We start from the raw sequence: 19,806 nt of genomic DNA on the forward strand, positions 1-19,806 counted from the left end.
GCTAGAAGGATAATTACCTTTCTATAGTTAATGTTTAATTTGTAGTCAAAAAAAAGCTAATTGGCATGATAAATTTAATTTCTAGGACGATTGCTAACATCAGTTCCCTACTTAAAGGACTTCAGGTAAAATCTTTTTTGGCTGTTGTCGTAGTTGGTTTTCTAGTGCTGACGACAAATGTTAGTGATGGGCCAAATGACAAAGGCTTAAAGGAGAGAGTTCGTCAACAGGTAGAGCAAAATGATGCTGAAAGACCGAAAACAGTAGGGCAGTGGTTTAAGGATGCTCGTGAAACCGAAGATTCTCCTGGTGAACGACTTCAGAAGATTGGGCAACAGTCAGGAGAAGCCTTTAAAGAGTTTGGAGGTGGATACGTAAAGGGCGCTCAAGAAACTGCTAGCGATGTAGGCGACAGTGCGGCAGAGGCAGCCAAAGATGTTTCAAACAGAGTTGGACTCTAAATGCGTTACGATATCCTATTGGCAGCAAGTACTAATAACTTTTCGCCAATAAAAGAGTAATAATAGGGGCGCTGGTGTTTAACCACCGAATTCTAATACTTGGGTAACGCGCTTACCCTTGCTAGATGGTACATTGTAGTCTTTCTTAGTTGCATAAAATATAGTCCTTTAGTAGGGGCGTACAGCTAGCTGTACGCCCCTTCTGCAAAATTTAGATTAATACAAGATAAGAAAGAGATATATAATTTTCACAAATGATTTGGGACTACTATAGAATACAATTATTTTTACTTTTGACTTCAGCCTTGCGGTACTAGCCATGCGATCGCTCATTTATAATTCAGGCAGTTTTACAATTAAACAATCAAGTTTGATTATCACTTTGATTGATTTAAAGTTGACTTTTTTACCAAGGCGATCGCAGCCATATTCAGTTTCGCTAATCTAGCTTAACCCTATCGTTATTTTAGGCTATAGGACTATGATTTAATTTCTGAAAAAAGTCCGTACAACTTTAAAAGCGTGATTCCATATTCCCTACTCCCTACTCCCCACTTATATGCTCGTGTGAATTAACGAAACTATATCTTTTTATGAAACTTGTATATCTTGTAGCTTTGCCACCATTTCTGCACGCGCTGAAACCTTCAACTTGCGAAACATCCTTTTCAAAGCTTGTTTCACGGAATTTTGTGTAATCCAAAGTTTTTCCCCAATTTCTGCGTTCGTTAACCCCTGCGCCACTAAGTCGGCAATTTCTAACTCACGCGCTGTTAGAGGATTTACTAAAAGAGAATGGGATATTTTTGGTTTTGTCCGTAGAGTTGCCATTTTTGCTGATAAATGAATGCATAAGGCACTCAAATCAGCTAAATCGTTGCCATTAAAAGCCGGATTTCCCTTGTCACGAGCCAAGTTAAGCGTTCCTACAAGATGACCATTGCAAACAATTGGCCCAGTCATTACGTGTTCGTGATCCGAACGTGAGCAAAAATGCTTCCAGTCTCCTGGCGATAATAATAACTGTTCATGGGCGGGAGCGTGACGCTCAACCACGTAGCGCCCGACTGGATTGCTTTCTAAGCATACTGCCGGAATGCCCTGAACATCCATTTGGGCCGTTGGTTGCTCATTTAGGAAATAAATGCCCCAATTTTGCACGCCAAAATGCTCACCAATTTTATCCGTGAGAGCTAGCCTTAATTCTTGCTCATTTTGGACATTGGCGATCGCATCAAATACGGTGTGGAGAGAATTAACCATAAGTGTACCCAGTTGGGGACTATCCAAGCCTCAACAATTACTTCTATGCTAATACCAAGGAAACTAAAACGCTAATTACAGTAGCGACTAGGAGAAGCACATGACAGTTACACAACTCTCTGCTCAGGAACTTTTCCGGGCTGCTTATGAGAACCGCTACACTTGGGACAAGAATTTCCCTGGTTATACCGCAAATATTACCTTTAAGCATGATGATAAAGTGTTTACAGGAAAAGTTATCATCACTGCCAATCTGAAAGCCGAAGTTTTGGATGTAGATGACGAGCCAGCCCAGAAAGCAATTCATGGTCAAGCATGGGAGATAGCAATTCACCGCATCCGCCGCAGCTTTGAAGATACCCACAGCGCCAATACCTTTAGCTATGGCAAAACCGACGAAACTGGTGCGGTTGAGCTTTTAATGGGTGGTAAGGCTGAGGGCGATAAATATAAAGTCCGCAATAATGAAGTATGCCATGTTCACCGTCTAATTCACGGTACTTATGTGACAATTGACACTTTTAGCAGTCACGACACCGGGGAAGGCTACTTATCTCACAGCTATGACTCTGTGTACCATGACCCCAAGACTGGAGAACAAAAGGGCGGTAGAAGCGAATTTATCGATGAATATGAAAAAGTTGGTAACTATTTTATTCTAAATCGTCGAGAGATTCGCACCGAGACAGCAGGGCAAGTTTCTATTCAAGAATTTATCTTCTCTGATATTAAATTGTTGGAACCTGTTGCTGCTTAAGCTGTATTTTGTAATCTAAAAAAAAGCGTAGGCTGTACCTACGCTTTTTTTTTGACATTGACTAATAACAATCAACTGTCATAGTCAAGTGACCTGTAAAGTCAGAAAGCTAATACGTTATCAAGTTTAAAATCAATCTTGCTTGAAACCACAACCCAAACATCGCATACAAACAAAGAAAGCCGCTAAAACTGAGATTATCTCAAATAGCAATTGAAATGACAAAGGAGCCAGAGCAAATCCCCAAACCAGAACAATTGTCCCAACTACCATAGCCGCAATGCGATGAATTTCCTCCTTAGTCCTCAAAGCAAAGAAGAAAGTCCCTAACCCAATTAATAAGAAGACTAAGCTACTCATAAAGATATTTATTAATTATAGCAATCCGATTTGATTTCTGAATCACTCCTAGAGGTAAGGGGCTGGGGACTGGGAAGAAGGAATAAAGGTGTACTGAGTTTTGTTCAAAAATCAAATATGAGTCCTATAGAAGTGAAAGTAAATCATACAAAGTTATAATGCTGACGAAGATTGCAGACGCCAATTATCTAAAATTTAGCATATAAACATTTTACAGCCTAGCCTACATTCGGAGACATTTGTAAATTAAATATCAATACAGTTCAGTTTAAAGCGATACAGAAAACACTAATATCCTAGCCCTACAAACAGTAACAAATTTATTTCGGATGATTTAATCTGCAATTTTTATTACGACATTTGTCTTACTTGCATTAAGTATTAATGTTTGTTTAATTTGAGTTTAAATCAATGATGAGTCCCGGTTTACTGTTGTTTGTAGAATCTTTGGGCGTGGTTTTGGGTTCCAATATTGGCACAAATAGTAATGCTAGCGATGTCTACAACGGGCTACGCCTAAGCATTTTTGCCTTGCACTGGCTCTCGTGCATTGGTAACAGCTAATCCCTGATGAAAAAACCAAAATCGGCAGACCTAAAGAGTGTAGGTGGGGTGCTGACAGAAGTAATGGTGATTTTCAGTTATTCTCACCGACCTAATTGATTCTACTTGACTTATCAATGTTTCCTGACCTATGTCAGCATTTTTTGTTTTAAAAACCAGTTAAAAAGCGTATTTTCAAGCTCCTAGCGATTTTTTGGGAATTTATCTCTGATTATTTACTCAGATGATCTCCATTTGCGGTGTACTCTCAATATACGGTAACTATCACACTCAACCTTTGAGATAAATTACACCCAGAGGTGAATACCATGAAAAATTATGCTGATCAACAGGAATTTATATTAAGTCAAATCACAAATAAATATTTTCAGCGCCGAGATTTCAGTGGATGTGACTTGCGTGGAATCGACTTGAAAGGAATTGATTTAAGTGGTGTTAACTTCATAGGAGCGGATTTGCGTGATGCAAATTTATGTGGCTGTATCCTCACTCGCGCTAATTTAAGTGGCGCAAATCTGATGCAAGCTAGCCTACGCGAAGCTAATTTGTATGAAGCATCTTTGTGCGAAGCTAATTTGATTAATGCTGATTTAACACGAGCAAATTTGTGCGGAACTTTCTTATGGCGGGCAAAATTCACAGGTAGTAATCTTTGGGGTGCTTCTTTATGTGATGTGGATTTGAGAGAAGCAGACTTAAGCGAAGCCAAATTAATTGAAGCATCACTGATTGAAGCTAATTTAGTTAGAGCAAATCTCACACGAGCAAAGTTATGTGGAGCAAAATTACTAGAAGCTAATTTAACTGAGGCCAACTTAACTGGTGCAGACCTGACATGGGCAAATTTAACCAAGGCAAACTTGAATAAGGCAAATCTTTGGGAGACAAATCTGATTTATGCCAAGCTGCGGGATACTATTATGCCTGATGGGACAATTGAGCAACCTCAGATAGTTATTTATTAGTCATTTGTCATTTGTCAGGAGAGAATAACTTTCTGTTTGCCCCAATGACTAAAATTCACGTTGTGAGAAGATAAAAATAGCGATCGCTAACAACATAGCACTATAAAGTAAGCCATAGCCAGCATTTGTAATCAATGCAGTTGTGTCAGGTAGTGCTTGCAGACCATAAACAGCATCGTTTTTTAAATCTAATCGAGATAAATCTGGTAAGATGAGAAACAAACCTTGAGTTAGACTTTCCATACCAGGGTTACGGCTCAGACGACCAAGTTGTACTAAATCGGGAGTAATGTTTCCGATTAAATATAGTGCAAAGGTTAAAACAGTCGCCAGTAAAGAAGCAGTGAAAACACCGAAGGTAATAGCCACAGCCGTGATTAATGACAACTGCAAAAATAAAAAAATTGCAGCAATTAAAATGCTGGTGGTTGAATGAGAAATGTTACCAAATTGCACAAATACTAGATAAATTGCAGTCATTGTGGCGACAAGCACAGCTAATACTGCGGATAAACCCAAGTATTTGCCGACGATAATTTCGCTGCGGCTGACAGGTTTAGCAATTAATACCAAAATAGTGCGTTTTTCAATTTCTTTATTAACCAGTCCCGTACCAATAAATATCGTCACAATTAACCCGATGGCATTCATCGCCGCCATCCCAAAGTCTAAAAAGATTTTTTCTTCAGCCATTGCTGCAAATTCAGGAAGGACACGGAAAGCAATGGCGATTATCAGCGCATAAAAACCAATAATAAATAGGATGCGATCGCGTACCACTTCCTGAAACACATTCTTTGCCAATACAAAAATTCTGTTAATACTCATTTGTTATTTGTTATTTGTCATTTGTCCTTTGTCATTGGGAATTAGGCATGGCTCAAAAATCAATCAATAGTTATTCTCCCCCTGCCTCCCCTGCTCCCTCATCTCCCTCATCTCCCCTGCTCCTCCCCCTGCTGCAAAGGCGGTGTTCCACCAAAAAGTTTACTGCCGGGATCGCATTCAATTTCTGCAACTGTAATTTTATTGTCTGAATTGTTAGTTGCAGCAACTGGTTCAATGCGACAAGATTTTTTCAAGTAATAGCCCCGTGGGTTAGAACTCGGGCCCATCCAAATGCTTAATAAATCTAATATATATCCAGACTTAGTATTAGCTACACGCGGTTCAACACGCCATAGTTCCTTCTCTTCGTATTTACCCAAGTTCTTTTGAATTACTTCCCTACCCAGAGTTACTACCCGAGGTTCGACATCTTTTTTCGGGATCAGCCATTTCTCCACTTCCGACCAAGGTCTTTGGGCTATTTGTTCTACTACTATTGGTTGAAGTTTCTCTAGAATTATAGCGCCGTTTCGTGGGATTTTTAGGCGTTTTTCTGTACTGACAAGAACGGTACTACCTTTAAAAGTGTCTGCTTGCAAAGTAGGATATTGTTGGAACCAATTATTCATCACAAAGTGAAACTGAATCCAGCAACTTAGCAGCATACTACTAGCAACTAAAATTATGATTCTTTGGCGGTCTTCTGGTTTAGGAATTCGAGCTTTTGCATCGGTATCATTTCCTTCAATAAATTCTGGTATAGCCGTAATTAGCGCTGAAATTGTCGGCCAAAAAACTATTGTTCTTGGTGTAATGACATCTTGTTGATTTCCAAATGCAAAAACACTCACCAAAAATCCAGTGATCACTGCCCCGACTGGCATAAAAGTACCAGGAACTCTCAAAGGATCTTCAGTTGTATACCAAGCTGTGCCAGCAATTAAAAATAACCAACCGAAAAAGGCAATTATATCTTTTATATAACCTATAGCAAAAAATGAAACTACCCAAGAAAAAACACTCAAATAAATAAATGTTTGCCAAGAATAAGCTTTAGGTGGGACTAATACTTTTCTAATTCCTGCATAAAGCCCTTCAGCAAATTTAAAAACCCCAAATACATCTTTAAGTAACGTATTCATATTCTCCCTTCCACCTGATTAATCAATCACTAGTGTTCTTTTAAATAAAGTAAGTTCTTGCTACTTGGAGCGAAAGAATAAAATAATGGTTATAGCACTAAAACTTAGAGAATTCGCAATTAATGTAGTAACGACTAAATTAGTACTTTGTAATTTAGCAGTGCTAAAACCACGCAATCGCCGCCTTTGAGATGTTTGAGGTTCCTCTTGTTTTTTAGCAACTGGTTCAGTCAATGATAATAGTAATACCCTTAAAATGAAAAACTTCATTATAAAAGTAGCAAAGAAAATTATACAAGCAGTTAAAATTATTAAACTTTGTGTATTTGCTGATTTAAAATTATTAAAAAACATATAGCTAATTAATTCTGATTTCAGATGTATCGGCAACATTGGTTCTACTACAAAAAATATGACCCAACCAATTACACTAGAAAACAGATTCATAGAGATAGCATAAAAAATGCTAGTTTTTTTGTCAAATTTTAGTCGATTGTGCAAAACATACGCTTCAATGGGGATGGCAATCAGTACAAATAAAAAGTCAAACAAAATTCCACCAATAGGAAAAATCCTCGGAAGCATCCAATTTTCAGGCATAAATGGTCAAGGGTAAGGGTTAACTGTAGAGAGTATAACTGGGATAGTGAGAGTGATGGTGGAAATTATCTGATTGTTTTTTTCCTTTACTATGTTGGTGTGCCAATATAATATTGTCGATATTATTTATACATTATACGGATGCATGAGAGGAGCAGTTTCTCTACCTAAGATTACAAGACGTTAGGTAAGATTAAAGACTGCCACTTATAGCTTTTCGAGAAATGACAAGGAACGGTATTGGTATTCGCACGGCACAAGTGCGTCAAGAACGGCTCGTCGGCCAAATTCACGTCTACGATGGACTGGGTAAAGGTAAGTCTCAAGCAGCTTTGGGCGTGGTTTTGCGCTCTATTGGCTTGGGGATCAATATGCCTAGCAATTCTAACCGCGTTTTACTGCTGCGGTTTTTAAAAGGGCCTGAACGTGATTATGACGAAGATGGCGCGATCGCAGCTTTACAACGTGGGTTTCCTCATTTAATTGACCAGGTTCGCACTGGGAGAGCCGAATTTTTTGGTCATGAGGAAATTACCACTTTTGACCGAGATGAAGCAATGCGGGGTTGGGATGTAGCTAAAGGCGCGATCGCTAGTGGTTTATATTCAGTTGTTGTCTTGGATGAAATTAACCCAGTTCTGGATTTGGGTTTGCTACCAGTAGATGAAGTGGTACGGACATTAAAATCTAAACCCCAAGAGTTGGAAATCATCGCCACCGGACGCGCCGCACCGCAAAGGTTGCTTGATATTGCAGATTTGCACTCAGAAATGAAACCTCATCACCACCCAACAGCTAAAGCTCTCTTCCTTGAAGGGATTGAAATTTATACTGGTGCTGGTAAAGGCAAGTCTACTAGTGCTTTGGGCAAAGCCTTACAAGCCATTGGTAGGGGAATCAATCATCCAGGGTCTACCCGTGTGTTGATTATGCAGTGGCTTAAAGGTGGTAGTGGCTACACAGAAGACGCTGCGATCGCTGCCTTACAGCAGTCATATCCAGAAGTGGTGGATCATCAGCGCTGCGGTGGAGATGCGATCGTCTGGCGAAATTCCCGGCAAGAATTAGATTATGTAGAAGCCGAAAGGGGTTGGGAAATTGCTAAAGTTGCGATTGCCTCTGGATTATATAAAACTATTATTCTCGATGAACTAAATCCCACCGTTGACTTAGAATTACTCCCCGTTGAACCTATTGTCCAAGCTTTACTCCGTAAACCCCGCGACACCGAAATCATTATTACCGGTCGCTGCCAAAATCCACCTGCGTACTTTGACTTGGCTAGCGTTCATTCTGAGGTTTACTGCCATAAACACTATGCCAATCAAGGTGTAGAACTTAAACGAGGGGTAGATTTTTAAATCGGGAATGGGGCATTGGACTAATAGCTGAGTTTTGGCTCACTAGGAGGAATTTTTACTTTTTGGTAGTTGAATATTTTGCACAAAGCGATCGCGTCCTGCTGCTTTTGCTTGATACAACGCCCGATCTGCGGCGGAAATCATTTCTTCTATATCAGAATCTGGCTGAGGAATTTCTGTTGTAAACCCGGCACTCAGGGTAACATGAGGACTAACTTGGGAATTTTTATGAGGAATTGCTAGTGTTCGGGCAGCATGACAAATTTTTTCGGCAACATGAGTCGCCCCCTCGGCGTTTGTGTTAGGTAAAATCACAGCAAATTCCTCCCCGCCATAACGGGCAACTAAATCTCCGGGACGTTTAATAATATATTTGAGCGTTTTAGCAATTTTTTGAAGACAGCGATCGCCTACCCGATGACCATAAGTATCGTTATATAATTTGAAGAAATCAACATCGCAAAGAATCAGGGAAAGGGGACGTTTATCCCGTTTCATGCGTTGCCACTCTTGGTTAAAATACTCTTCAAACCGTCGGCGGTTAGCTACTTGAGTTAATCCATCGATAGTAGCTAATCGCTGCAATTCCACATTAGCGGCTTCTAGTTTTTTCTGTAACTGAGATTGCTCAATTAAGCGTTTTACCCGTTGTCGCAAAACTGCCCAGTGGATCGGTTTGGTAACATAATCCATTGCCCCCACAGCAAATGCCCGGTCAACTGACACTTGATCTTCAAGCCCTGTAACTATTAAAATCGGAGTGTACTTGCTACAATCAAAATTCTGTAACTGACTGCAACACTCGAACCCATCCATATCTGGCATGATGGCATCAAGAAGTACTATATGAGGATGCAATTGCTTAAAAACTTTTATTGCCTCTATGCCATTTTGAGCTTCCGCTATTTGATAGCCTTCCCGCTCCAAGAAATGCCGCAGTATCAGGCGCATAAAAGGTTCATCATCAACAATTAGAACTAAAGATTGGCTTTCTTGAGCATCAGCTTTCATGGTACATCCTTCGCAAGTTCTTCTTCTAAGGCAGCTTTAACTTGTTCATATTCCTGATATAGTTGTGAGATTAATTCTAGGGTGTTTTCTAATTTACTGCTGTATCCCTGTGCTTCTAACACCTTGCAAAGCTGTGATAGAGCGATCGCTCCAACAGAAGCACTGCTAGACTTAAATTGGTGGGCTGTGTTCAATAGAGTCTGGGCATCCTGAGTTGTGATAGCTGTGCTGATATCTTGCACCAATCTCGGTGCCTCTGTAAGATAACACTCAATCAGTTCAACAAATGCCACACGATCTCCTCTGAGCATATCCTGTAAAGATTGAAGAATTTTGGCATCGATTTTGGCGGTTTTTGATGTCTGGTTTTGCTCTGATTGGAGGATATTTTGCGAAGGTTGCAATTCTAAGCACATCACCTTATCTTGTTTTCCTCTGGAGGTGAATTCAGAACTTCTTTGGGGTGAGCATTTGCTGAGTGCCTCAGCTAACTCTTGAAGCTGAATGGGTTTGCTAATGTAGTCATTCATACCAGCAGCAAGACAGACTTCGCGATCGCCCCGTATTGCATTGGCAGTTATCACAATGATATAGGGACGAAAACCCACTCCCCATTCTTGACAGATTCTTCGAGTTGCTTCTAACGCATCCATTTGGGGCATGTGGACATCCATCAACACTAGGTCATAGGGCTGTTTTTGCAAAGCCTTTAGTACTTCTAGCCCATTAGTTACGACATCCGCCACATAACCAATTTTCTGGAGCATCAGTAGGGCAACTTTCTGATTGACAATCGTATCTTTTGCCAGAAGAATCCGCAGTGGTAGTCGATGATCCCCATTACTATACTCAATTCATTCCAGAATAAAGTGCCATTTTTGCGATAGTTGCGGAGAACAACTTTGCAACTTGTTCCAGATTGAAGAGATGAGCGCAGTTCATTGAGTGCTGGTTCCTGGTTATCTATGCGTTGCAAAAATCGGCAGTTTTGCCCAATCACATCATTAGCTATTACGGAATTTACTTATAGGTTAGATATTTGGATATCATCTTGTCAGAAAAAGTTAATAACTTCTGGTTATAATTATCGTTTTTTTGATAGCAGCAAATTGTCTGTACTAGCACAGGTAGGCGGAAATAAATATACCATTTAAAATGGCACAAGAGGTTTAAATACAATTCTTTTGACTTCCCCATTCGCGTAGCGTCTGTCTGCGACACGCGAATGGGGAAGCAAGCTACGCGTCAGCGTCCCGCAGGGAACGCAGAGAAGGGGCTGACTTCCACCTTGCGGTAATAGGCTTTTGGATGAGACGCGATCGCGATGGCGTACCCGCCCTTTCCGGTGGCGATCGCTAATGTGCCACTAACGCGAATAAACTTAAAGTTACTCGCTTACTAACACTCTACGCGTAAAGGCTTACTGGCTCGGAAACTGGGATTTGAAAACGTAAAATACAAAAGTTGATATGCTTATTGACAACATCCAGAATTTTTAAGTGAAGCGTGAATTGTAATCTGGAGTTGTAAGCGATGTCTTGTCTGCATTCGCGCAGCGTGTCGCAGACAGACGCTACGCGAATGATGGGCTACGCCTACACATTTTTAATTTTTTATCGAGGAAGGCAGAGGGCAGTTCTAGCTTACAGAAAACTGCCCTCTTTCAAGATAGGTTTATTGCCTATACTTATACCTTAAATCACAGCTTCTTGGCGTTGACAATCAAAAACAACCATGTAAGAAGCATTTGGTTTTTGCTGTGGGAGGTGCCGCATATAGCCTTCGGCATCAGAACGGCTGCGGAAGCGAGCAACAATCTCCCGTTGCGTATTAGGAAGTAGACGAGCGATGGCCCAAGAATTGAGGCGTTCTTTATAAGCAATAGCTTGATTGTCTGATTTAGAAGCTTTGTAATCCGTATTTTCTGGCATAATTATCTTAACCGTATGAAGTTTAATGAAGGGCGTTAATTAGTTTCTAGGTAGGAATGCACTAACGCTTTTTTTTAATGCTGCTGCCACCTTGTTATTCGATTATTGAAAAATTGTCAACACTGAGCGCTATATTTTAGACCACTTAAGTTGGAATTTTCAGATGGCAATGAATCTCAAAGCCTTAATTTGTAATTGTTTCCAGGGCATAACAATGTTCAAGCAGAAAGTTTGGCAAATATTGGGTTTGTATGATTTGTATGCATACACATAAGTAAAATCTGTATCAGTGTTAAAATGAACGCAAACGTCTTAAAAAATACTATTAAAAAGTTTATATCTCAAAGTTCTCAAAGCACTTAAAAACGAAAACAATAGAAAAAAGCGTGCATTCTGACTGAAGGCGGAGCAAGAGTTGCTCCACCCCTGAATTCTTTTTCAATTTTACCTGTCTCTTCCTTCACCACTCCTTATCTAGTAGGGATTCAAATTCAGCTTGTAAGGCGGTTATATCCGCCAATCTTGCGACTAATAAATTATCCTTACCAGCATCAGTTAAGCGTACTTTCCAATAACGAATGCTGTCTGAGTTATTCAACCAAAACTGAATCACGGTATCTACCACTTGATCCAGATTCCAATCCCACTTTGCTGGAACTGATTCCACTGATTCTAGAAACGTATCTAGTGTGCAGGTATGCATTCCCAAGTATTCCACGCCTTGGCGGGGTAGTTTTTGCCCATTTTGCTGTTGGTGATTAAAAAACTGCAAAAGTGGAGATACTCCGACAATATCAAAAGTATATTTCATGCTACCACTCCCAATTTTAAATTAATTGCAGTAAAGCTTTAGTTTTTTCTAATATAACGTCTAAGAAGTAGCTAAAGCATCTATAAAAAGTATAATTTATCTCTATATTATAAACATTAAACCTTAGTCAGCAATTAGCACTAATAAGTCTTGAGTGCTAATTATTTTTAATAGTTTGATTTATTATTAAAGAGCTTCAGTCATTAATTAAGGGGTATACATAAGAATCGTAAATTATTTAATTTTTAAAAGACTTAATTAATAAATATCCCCATATTTTTAAAGAAAGGGCTACCATTAGATGAAGCTAAATACATTTTTTTCAGGTGAAGCTGATAACATACTCGTTGTAGTTTGCATTTACGAGTGAAAACGTAAAAACACTCATTTACTGAGGTGATTGTTCTCTTGTGGCTAAGTAGAACAATTGCCTATTTTTTATGTCTTAAGAGCGACGGGGGGATGAGGGGGCTAGCACTGCAATCATTAAACTACTGGGACAAATATAATTGTCATAATCAATCCCTGTGGTTAGGGATTAATTATAGCGATCGCTTATACGGAACTGCGATCGCTTCTCTACTTGATAAAATTTCGGAACTGTCCAAACCCCGCGTCAAGCATCTGTAACCTGTGTATCCATTTTGCTAGAGTCCGGTAATCCAAATCTTCCATGAAGACCATATCACTAGATTCACAAAGGGCGTGAGCTTGCTTAAAGTGAAAATCCTTGCGGGTGTTATCAATCGTGCGGTGAGGGTCTTAAACCCATTTTTCTGATAAAAATCTCTACCAAATACAAAATGAATGCGAGTGCATACTCCGCATCAAGCGGCGGTAAATTAGCGTCAGTTTGTAAGTATGCAAAGATCAGGGGGACAAGGAAGTAATTTTTTTCGCTTATCTCCCCCTGCTCTGATACCTGAGCGACGAACTCAAGTTGCTACTTAGTTCAGGAAATTTGGAGTACCTTTACCACCATTCTTACCTACAGCAGGAATTTCTAGTAGGTTATCGGCAGCTTTGCCAGTCCCATCATTGGCAACATACATAGAGTTACCTAGATGTCCATTAGGAACGAACAGTTGCGGGTGGTCAAAGGGCGCTTTCTCAGAGACAACTCGCTCATCAGTGAGTCCTTTCAGGAAAGCCACCAAGTCATCTTTTTCAGTTTCGCTTAATCCCAATGGGCGGAGAACCCCTTCCTGGCTGAAATCTCCACCACGATTATAGAAATCCACCACTTGTGGCAAAGTCAAATAGCCACCATTGTGGAAGTAAGGAGCTGTGAGTTCTATATTGCGTAGTCCAGGAGTCTTAAACTGTCCGTCTGCAACTACTTTGTCATTGGAAGTAACTGTAATATTGGGGCTTGAACCAAGAAGTAGTGGGAATTTCCCCAAAGCAGCTACCCCCGACTCCGAAAGCGGATTACCAAATGGGTCTCGACCACCAGCACTGATATCTTCTAGGGTGGGTCTAACACCGATGTTGAAGTAACCTCTGTCCGAGACGGTTCTGGGAGTGGTGGTAGTGGCTCTAAGTCTTTGGTTTTTGACGTTGCTAACCGAGGCGCTGGTGAGTTCCAACCCACTATGGCAGAAGATGCAGGCAGCTTTACCCTCGAATAGTTGTTTGCCTCGTTGCTGCTGCACGGTGAGGGCAGTGGTATTTCCTTCTAAGAAGCGATCGTAGGGTGTATCGTTGGCAATGAGTGTAGACTCGTACAACTGAACTGCAAGCCCAAAGAATAGCGAGAAGTTATAATCCAACAGCCTGTACTCATCGGTTTGGGAAGAGTTATCAGGTTTGTTAACAAAAGTCCGTTTACCTTCAGCATCAACTTGGATGAATTGATTAGAGTTCCACCACTCTGGCTTAAAGGCATCTTTAATCAGATCCTCGTAGGTTTTATCCTTGAGTCCGGGTTGAGGATATCCACTGTCTGCACCTAAAATGCTGTCTTGTGGATGCACAATCTGTTTGCCTAGTGGTGTGAGTCCAGACAACTTTTGCCCCAGGACTCTGGGGAGCTTTGTACCCCCAATTGACAGAATATTTTCCAGCGAACCATTGACAACTATAAATTTGCTGAGGTCAATTTGACCAAACTTATTACCAATTTCTTGAAAAGTGCGACCATCAGCAGACGACTCGAAGGAACTTAGTGGCGGGCCGACCGCCTGGGAAGCCAAAGACGAATTATTCAGGCTGACTTTGACAAATTTAAGCTGATTTGGGTTTTCTGCTTTCACCACAGAGGCGTTAGAGTCTCTTAAACCGAAGGGATTCACCCCATTAAAGATATCTTGTGCCCTTCCATCCCAGAAGTTGCGGAAGTTGAATGCTGCATTAATTACGGTTGGCGTATTACGCGGCTGGACGCGGCGCACATTGATACCTCCCACTTTAAAGACCGGATCTGGCTCACTTGTTTCTAGGTCTCTTGAGCTACCAGGTATAACACCGACAAATTTTGTATTTGCGACTCCTTGAGAGGAGCTAACATCGTTACTGTCAGATACCACAGTCGTAGAATCATTTGGATTTGACAGCTTGTGAAAGGGAAAATCTTCTTTTCTTAGCTGGTAGTTTGGCGCGCCGCCTATATTAAAAATTATATCTGGATTCTCTGTACGGTCAGCGTTAATTCGCAAAAGCCCAGGAGCAATCTGATTTATGGATCTATTGTCGGCTCCAGCATGGAAGTGGCAAGTAGCACAGGAGGTCTGTCCGTCACTCCCAACCTGCATATCCCAAAAAAGAGTCTTTCCTAACTTGATTGCAGCTGCTTTATTTTTTACAAAGTCTCCAAGATTGTCAGGTTCTGGAACCGATACGCTCTTGAGCGAAACTGGAGGCGACCCCGTAACCTGCGCGGATACACTATTTCCAGCGATTACTGCTACCATAATAATCACAGCAATTGCTATAGTCTTGGAAAATCTTGTTCCTAGTTGGTTAAGCTTGCCAAAGCCAAGTCTCCACCATTGGCAGTTTATTTTTGTCATCAAAGATTTGAGCAAAATTCGACCTTTTGAGGTCAGTAGGAAGTAAATTGATAAGCCAGTAATAAAGGTTACTAAGCTTATTATTGGTATAATTCCCATGAGTTTTGTATGGTTACGCAATGCCAGATCAAGTAAACCTCAATTAATACTCGTCAAGCAAGTACCTGTATAACTTACATTCGGCACACAAGTTTTATGCAGAACCAACCAATTATTTACAAAAGTTGATAAAAAATTCTGTTTGATAATTTGACAGCGTAGTGTCTGTTGAGTTTTCAGATATCAGTCGAGGAAAAAGAAAAAATATTCCATACAGAACTAGTCAAATATGGTGTGGGATATGAACAAGCTCGAAAAGCAGCACAAATTTTAGCTTGCAGTCAATCAGATAAGCTTTTATCACAGCAAGACAGACAAACAGTTATACAAGCATGTAACAAATGGTCAACAGAGTGTAAACGCTACAAACGCATTACATCTGTTTTAGATTCTTGAAGGCATTACGTAGGTACTGTATAGAAATTTCAATTAATCACGATACACAAACCAACGACTTGCTATTCGCTGATTCAACAAAAGCAAGCATTCTTAACACAAGGGAGAACAGAAAATGGAATCTACGCAAGACAAATGGGCATTAGTCACAGGTGGGAACCGAGGGATTGGGTTTGCGATCGCTCAAGGTCTAGTAGCAAAAGGCTATTCGATAATTATCACTTCGCGATCGCTTGATAACGCAAAACTTGCGGCCCAGAAGCTTCAACCAAAGGTAATTCCTGTCGAATTGGATGTCACTGACGATCGCTCTATCAATGAAGCAGTAAAAACCCTGCACCAAAAAATTGATCGGTTAGACGTTTTGATCAATAATGCTGGGGTGTATCCAGACAAGGATGTAAATATTCTTACCATTGACCGTGAGTTACTGGATTCCACAATGAATGCCAACACCTTTGGCTCAATTCGGATGGTGCAGGCATTTTTACCCCTGTTGGAAAAATCCCCTGATGCTAGAATTATTAACGTTTCAAGCGGATATGGAGCATTAGGAGGCTTGTCTTACGATGTCCCAAGTTACTGCCTATCAAAGCTAGCATTGAATGGCGCAACGATCATGCTTGCACAAGCTTTGCAATCCCTTGGGATCGTCGTCAATTCCATTTGCCCGGGGTGGGTCAGAACAGATATGGGTGGTTCATCAGCACCACGAGAGCCAGAACAAGGAGCCGACACTGCAATTTGGCTGGCTACTAATGCTCCACGCAATATAAACGGTAAGTTTTTGCGGGATCGTACAGTAATTTCTTTTTAGATATCAATTATCGTTATAGTTTTTTACTTTGAAAAAGCATAAATCTTTTATGGCTCGAAAAACCCCACCTCTTCTCGACGTATTAAATAATGGACTTATTTGACCAGCATCTTGCAAAAATAACTGAAGAATCAGCACCCCTGGCAGCTCGGATGCGTCCACGGACACTTGATGAATTTATTGGTCAAGAGCATATTATCGGACAAGGAAGGCTACTGCGGCGTGCTATTAGTTTGGATCAACTGTCTTCTTTAATCTTTTCTGGGCCACCCGGGACTGGCAAGACTACTCTAGCGCGTGTTATTGCCAACACCACCCGCGCTCACTTCATTGCTATCAATGCTGTACTCTCAGGAGTTAAAGAAATTCGAGCGGCAATTGAAAAAGCCCAAGAAGAGCGCAAGTTTCATAATCAACGAACTATTCTTTTTGTCGATGAAGTCCATCGTTTTAACAAGTCTCAACAAGATGCTCTATTGCCTTGGGTAGAGAATGGTACAATCATTCTCATTGGTGCTACCACCGAAAATCCTTTTTTTGAAGTCAATAAAGCACTTGTCAGCCGTTCGCGGATTTTTCAACTTCAGCAATTAACTGATAAAGATTTATACAAAATTGTTGAGCAAACACTAGCTGATTCTGAACGCGGTTATGGCAAGTTAACAGTACAAATTGACGTAGATGCTTTAGCTCATCTAGTTAATGTTGCCAATGGTGATGCTCGTTCATTATTAAATGCCTTGCAACTGGCTGTAGAGACTACATCCCCGGATGCTACAGGTATTATTCATATTCCCCTAGCAGTGGCAGAAGAATCAATTCAGCAACGTGCTGTTTTATATGATAAAGAAGGGGATGTCCATTTTGATACCATCAGTGCTTTTATCAAGAGCTTACGAGGTTCTGACCCAGATGCAGCACTCTACTGGCTAGCCAAAATGGTTTATGCAGGTGAAGACCCGCGTTTCATTTTCCGTCGCATGTTAATTCTTGCAAGCGAAGATGTCGGATTAGCTGACCCTCAAGCAGTTGTCATTACAAATGCTTGTGCCGAAGCCTTTGATCGCGTGGGAATGCCGGAAGGACGTTATCATTTGGCGCAGGCAGTACTTTATTTAGCGACTGCACCAAAATCCAATAGCATTATGGGCTTTTTTGATGCTTTAGCCGCAGTAGAAATTGAAAATGTTGCTCCCGTTCCCACTCATCTTAAAGATGCCAATCGAGATAAAAAAGGTTTTGGACATGGGGCGGGTTATCTCTATCCTCACGCTTATCGAGATCATTGGGTAGAACAGCAATATTTACCCAAGAGCTTGCAAGGCCAATTGTTTTACCAACCATCAACCCAAGGTTATGAATACCAAATCGCAACACAAGTAGCACGTCGTCGAGAAGCTCAACTTGCTGCAATAGTAGAGGGGATTGGTGTTGCACCAGTGGAAGTGATGACTTATGGAACTGTTGACCGAGCAGATGAGCGCTGGTTGCAACGCACACTTTCTCAGGTAAGTACACAATTAGCATCTGTGCGCGATCGCATTTTTAGTTTCGCTCAATTACAACGTCATCATTTAGTATTAGATCTTAATGCCGCCAGTGGTTTACTTACTTGGGAAGCAATCCGGCAAGTTCCCGAAGGTGGGGTTTATGCTTGTGTTCGCAATAGTTCTGATGCCAATGCTTTAAATGAACTTGCTGCGGCACTTCCTGAAACGATGCGACCAATAATTTTTACTGCATCTGTTGCACAGATACCTGCGATGCTGACATCTCTTGCACCAAATGTACAGTTTGACTCTATTATCGGGCGCAATGTACTAGCCTCGGAACTAAATAAGGGGCTTGCAGCCCAAATTTTAGCTCAATTGATCCCGCACTCGGTCAAGCTTATTTTAAGTGAGACAGTACCTCGTCATACCCAAAGGTTTTACCGCTTACTGCCTAACCAAAATTTAGATGCCCAATTGTATGAGCGATTAGTTTTAGCCGAAGAAGCTATTTATACAGATGCCTCTGACCCCATGTTTAACTGGGATGCTGACGATTTACATCACGCTTTTGCCTCAAATGGACACTGCGTACAACTGGTTATTGAACAGTATTTAACACCAATACATATCTCTGATCATTTTATCAAGCGTTTATTTACTGCTAATCCTAATCGACCAAGCTATGCAGATCGTCTGGCTGCAAATTTGACAAGTGGGGAATTAGATATTATTAAAAGTTTATTTATTCGTTACTTACTCAATCAATCCGTTACTTGGTCAAGCACTGTGGCATTTTTAAAGATTAGCGGATGAATATTTCTCCAAATGGTAACGAATATCATTACTGGTTGGAACATTTTTTAGGACTTTAGTAGTGTTTTCAATACTATCTCTCTGGGTAGCAGCCCGAATTAAAATTTCAAAAATATTTTGTTGTTCACACTTACCTTGAGTCTGAATTGGAAGATTCTCCGTTAAAGAGTTAAGTACTTCATTCAAGGTTTTACTATCAGTTAGAACTGGGGTAGTTGGAGTCATAGCTTGCACCAGATTTTTCTCTGGCTCAATTTTCCCGCAACTCCTTGACAAAATTCTTGTTGTAAAGTGCATAAGTTCTAGTATTATTTTGGGTGAGACACTATTTTATTTACACTCTGTGTTTTAACTTAAAAAACAAAGGACTATCATGCTCTGTCAAAAAGTCACATGGTTCATTCCCGTAGCCTTAACTTTATTTAGTTTTGGAGCGAATGTACAAGAAGTAATCGCACAGAGTACGGAAAATATTTATAAGTTCAGTATTACTTACGACGCACTAGCTATCTTTGGTCCAGTTTTTAATGAGGAAAAAAACATTCTAGATGTAGCCGTTTTAGGTGAAAGTATTGGTGATGCCCCTTTCGGATTAACTAACTTTGACAGCAGAACTTATGGGCGTTTTGAGGAACGCCCAACCCAAATATTCAGCACATTTGATGCAGATCCATCTGTATTTGGCATAGAAGGCAACCTTCGTGGCGATCGCTATTTTGGTGGTTCTAATGAGTTATTTGGAAGAGCAAGCGATAGCGCTGTCATCGATCTAGTTCAACAAACTATTGTCGGTGGTGGCATCATAAATGTTACTGATGGAACTGGTATATTCGAGAATGCTACAGGCTTAATAACTTTCACCCAAGAAGACAGGCTGACTCCAGGTTCAACTGATGGACCCTTAACCTCTAGGGGTGTAGCTGTACTAAATTTCTCTATACGGACTCCTCAAAGAGTTCCAGAACCAGCAGCTACAACAACGCTAGTTGGTTTGGGTTTTACTGGAGCGGCTTTGTTGCTACATCAATATCGCCGTCGGGTTAATAATTTTGAAAGTGAGTTCGACGGGTTGAAAAAAGCGCAAAAAAGCTGAGGCTAAGTAATTAACAAATAAAAACTCGTC

22 protein-coding genes are annotated in these 19,806 nt (G+C 40.7%); 10 read left to right on the forward strand and 12 right to left on the reverse strand.

From position 1 onward, the window contains the following. Positions 1-65: 65 nt before the first annotated feature. Positions 66-461: a hypothetical protein gene (locus tag LC608_RS04290; RefSeq protein WP_229552343.1), complete on the forward strand. Its 396-nt coding sequence runs from the start codon at positions 66-68 to the stop codon at positions 459-461. Positions 462-1,052: 591 nt separating this feature from the next. On the opposite strand, the gene LC608_RS04295 is transcribed toward LC608_RS04290, so the two are convergent. Then, positions 1,053-1,724 carry a LuxR C-terminal-related transcriptional regulator gene (locus tag LC608_RS04295; RefSeq protein ID WP_229552344.1) on the reverse strand — a complete coding sequence of 224 codons (672 nt, stop codon included), beginning with the start codon at positions 1,722-1,724 and terminating at the stop codon, positions 1,053-1,055. Between the two features lie 100 nt (positions 1,725-1,824). On the opposite strand from LC608_RS04295, the gene LC608_RS04300 reads away from it, so the two are divergent. After that, on the forward strand, positions 1,825-2,481 hold the full coding sequence (locus LC608_RS04300; RefSeq protein ID WP_229552345.1) for a DUF3386 domain-containing protein: 657 nt from the start codon (positions 1,825-1,827) through the stop codon (positions 2,479-2,481). Positions 2,482-2,613: 132 nt separating this feature from the next. Here the strand turns inward: LC608_RS04300 and LC608_RS04305 are convergent, their stop codons facing one another. Then, positions 2,614-2,841 (reverse strand): hypothetical protein, encoded by a 228-nt coding sequence (locus tag LC608_RS04305; protein ID WP_229552346.1) that lies wholly within the window; start codon positions 2,839-2,841, stop codon positions 2,614-2,616. 411 nt (positions 2,842-3,252) lie between these two features. Between LC608_RS04305 and LC608_RS04310 the strand changes: the two genes are divergently transcribed. Together LC608_RS04310 and LC608_RS04315 are read left to right on the forward strand one after the other, a co-directional pair. Further along, positions 3,253-3,405, forward strand: a complete 153-nt coding sequence (locus tag LC608_RS04310) for a hypothetical protein (RefSeq protein ID WP_229552347.1) — start codon at positions 3,253-3,255, stop codon at positions 3,403-3,405. 308 nt (positions 3,406-3,713) lie between these two features. Beyond that, entirely contained in the window at positions 3,714-4,370 is a 657-nt protein-coding gene (locus tag LC608_RS04315) for a pentapeptide repeat-containing protein (RefSeq protein ID WP_229552348.1), read from the forward strand. Positions 4,371-4,418: 48 nt separating this feature from the next. On the opposite strand, the gene LC608_RS04320 is transcribed toward LC608_RS04315, so the two are convergent. The 3 genes from LC608_RS04320 to fraC form a co-directional block, all read right to left on the reverse strand. Further along, a complete protein-coding gene (locus LC608_RS04320) occupies positions 4,419-5,198 on the reverse strand; it encodes an ABC transporter permease (protein ID WP_229552349.1) in 780 nt (259 codons plus the stop codon). Positions 5,199-5,305: 107 nt separating this feature from the next. Further along, a complete protein-coding gene (fraD, locus tag LC608_RS04325) occupies positions 5,306-6,340 on the reverse strand; it encodes a septal junction protein FraD (RefSeq protein ID WP_229552350.1) in 1,035 nt (344 codons plus the stop codon). Positions 6,341-6,400: 60 nt separating this feature from the next. Beyond that, the gene (gene fraC / locus LC608_RS04330; RefSeq protein ID WP_229552351.1) at positions 6,401-6,940 is read right to left on the reverse strand and encodes a filament integrity protein FraC; all 540 of its coding nucleotides are present in this window, start codon (positions 6,938-6,940) and stop codon (positions 6,401-6,403) included. Positions 6,941-7,164: 224 nt separating this feature from the next. Here fraC and LC608_RS04335 point away from each other — a divergent pair, with 224 nt between their 5' ends. Further along, the gene (locus LC608_RS04335) at positions 7,165-8,301 is read left to right on the forward strand and encodes a cob(I)yrinic acid a,c-diamide adenosyltransferase (protein ID WP_229552352.1); all 1,137 of its coding nucleotides are present in this window, start codon (positions 7,165-7,167) and stop codon (positions 8,299-8,301) included. 42 nt (positions 8,302-8,343) lie between these two features. On the opposite strand, the gene LC608_RS04340 is transcribed toward LC608_RS04335, so the two are convergent. The 5 genes from LC608_RS04340 to LC608_RS04360 all read right to left on the reverse strand — a co-directional run bounded on the left by LC608_RS04340 (position 8,344) and on the right by LC608_RS04360 (position 12,054). Further along, a complete protein-coding gene (locus LC608_RS04340; protein WP_229552353.1) occupies positions 8,344-9,312 on the reverse strand; it encodes a PleD family two-component system response regulator in 969 nt (322 codons plus the stop codon). Next, positions 9,309-10,079 carry a response regulator gene (locus LC608_RS04345; RefSeq protein WP_229552354.1) on the reverse strand — a complete coding sequence of 257 codons (771 nt, stop codon included), beginning with the start codon at positions 10,077-10,079 and terminating at the stop codon, positions 9,309-9,311. The genes LC608_RS04340 and LC608_RS04345 overlap by 4 nt, the downstream gene beginning before the upstream one ends. Then, the gene (locus tag LC608_RS04350) at positions 10,079-10,312 is read right to left on the reverse strand and encodes a hypothetical protein (RefSeq protein ID WP_229552355.1); all 234 of its coding nucleotides are present in this window, start codon (positions 10,310-10,312) and stop codon (positions 10,079-10,081) included. Before LC608_RS04350 ends, LC608_RS04345 begins: the two co-directional genes overlap by 1 nt. Positions 10,313-11,006: 694 nt before the next feature. After that, on the reverse strand, positions 11,007-11,243 hold the full coding sequence (locus tag LC608_RS04355; protein WP_229552356.1) for a hypothetical protein: 237 nt from the start codon (positions 11,241-11,243) through the stop codon (positions 11,007-11,009). Between the two features lie 460 nt (positions 11,244-11,703). Beyond that, positions 11,704-12,054: a hypothetical protein gene (locus LC608_RS04360; RefSeq protein WP_229552357.1), complete on the reverse strand. Its 351-nt coding sequence runs from the start codon at positions 12,052-12,054 to the stop codon at positions 11,704-11,706. A gap of 462 nt (positions 12,055-12,516) precedes the next feature. On the opposite strand from LC608_RS04360, the gene LC608_RS04365 reads away from it, so the two are divergent. Next, complete coding sequence (locus LC608_RS04365) at positions 12,517-12,684, forward strand: hypothetical protein (RefSeq protein ID WP_229552358.1); 168 nt, start codon at positions 12,517-12,519, stop codon at positions 12,682-12,684. 317 nt (positions 12,685-13,001) lie between these two features. On the opposite strand, the gene LC608_RS04370 is transcribed toward LC608_RS04365, so the two are convergent. Beyond that, positions 13,002-15,065: a cytochrome-c peroxidase gene (locus LC608_RS04370; RefSeq protein ID WP_229552359.1), complete on the reverse strand. Its 2,064-nt coding sequence runs from the start codon at positions 15,063-15,065 to the stop codon at positions 13,002-13,004. Positions 15,066-15,332: 267 nt separating this feature from the next. On the opposite strand from LC608_RS04370, the gene LC608_RS04375 reads away from it, so the two are divergent. The 3 genes from LC608_RS04375 to LC608_RS04385 all read left to right on the forward strand — a co-directional run bounded on the left by LC608_RS04375 (position 15,333) and on the right by LC608_RS04385 (position 18,683). Beyond that, on the forward strand, positions 15,333-15,560 hold the full coding sequence (locus tag LC608_RS04375) for a hypothetical protein (protein WP_229552360.1): 228 nt from the start codon (positions 15,333-15,335) through the stop codon (positions 15,558-15,560). Positions 15,561-15,675: 115 nt separating this feature from the next. After that, positions 15,676-16,377, forward strand: a complete 702-nt coding sequence (locus tag LC608_RS04380) for an SDR family NAD(P)-dependent oxidoreductase (RefSeq protein WP_229552361.1) — start codon at positions 15,676-15,678, stop codon at positions 16,375-16,377. An 89-nt stretch (positions 16,378-16,466) separates the two neighbouring features. Further along, complete coding sequence (locus tag LC608_RS04385) at positions 16,467-18,683, forward strand: AAA family ATPase (RefSeq protein ID WP_229552362.1); 2,217 nt, start codon at positions 16,467-16,469, stop codon at positions 18,681-18,683. Here the strand turns inward: LC608_RS04385 and LC608_RS04390 are convergent. Continuing rightward, entirely contained in the window at positions 18,666-18,959 is a 294-nt protein-coding gene (locus LC608_RS04390; RefSeq protein ID WP_229552363.1) for a hypothetical protein, read from the reverse strand. The two genes, LC608_RS04385 and LC608_RS04390, sit on opposite strands and share 18 nt — an antisense overlap. Positions 18,960-19,056: 97 nt before the next feature. On the opposite strand from LC608_RS04390, the gene LC608_RS04395 reads away from it, so the two are divergent. Beyond that, positions 19,057-19,776 (forward strand): hypothetical protein, encoded by a 720-nt coding sequence (locus LC608_RS04395; RefSeq protein ID WP_229552364.1) that lies wholly within the window; start codon positions 19,057-19,059, stop codon positions 19,774-19,776. Positions 19,777-19,806 lie beyond the last annotated feature (30 nt).

It is taken from the genome of Nostoc sp. XA010, assembly GCF_020829625.1.
In the GTDB taxonomy this organism is placed as follows: Bacteria; Cyanobacteriota; Cyanobacteriia; order Cyanobacteriales; family Nostocaceae; genus Nostoc.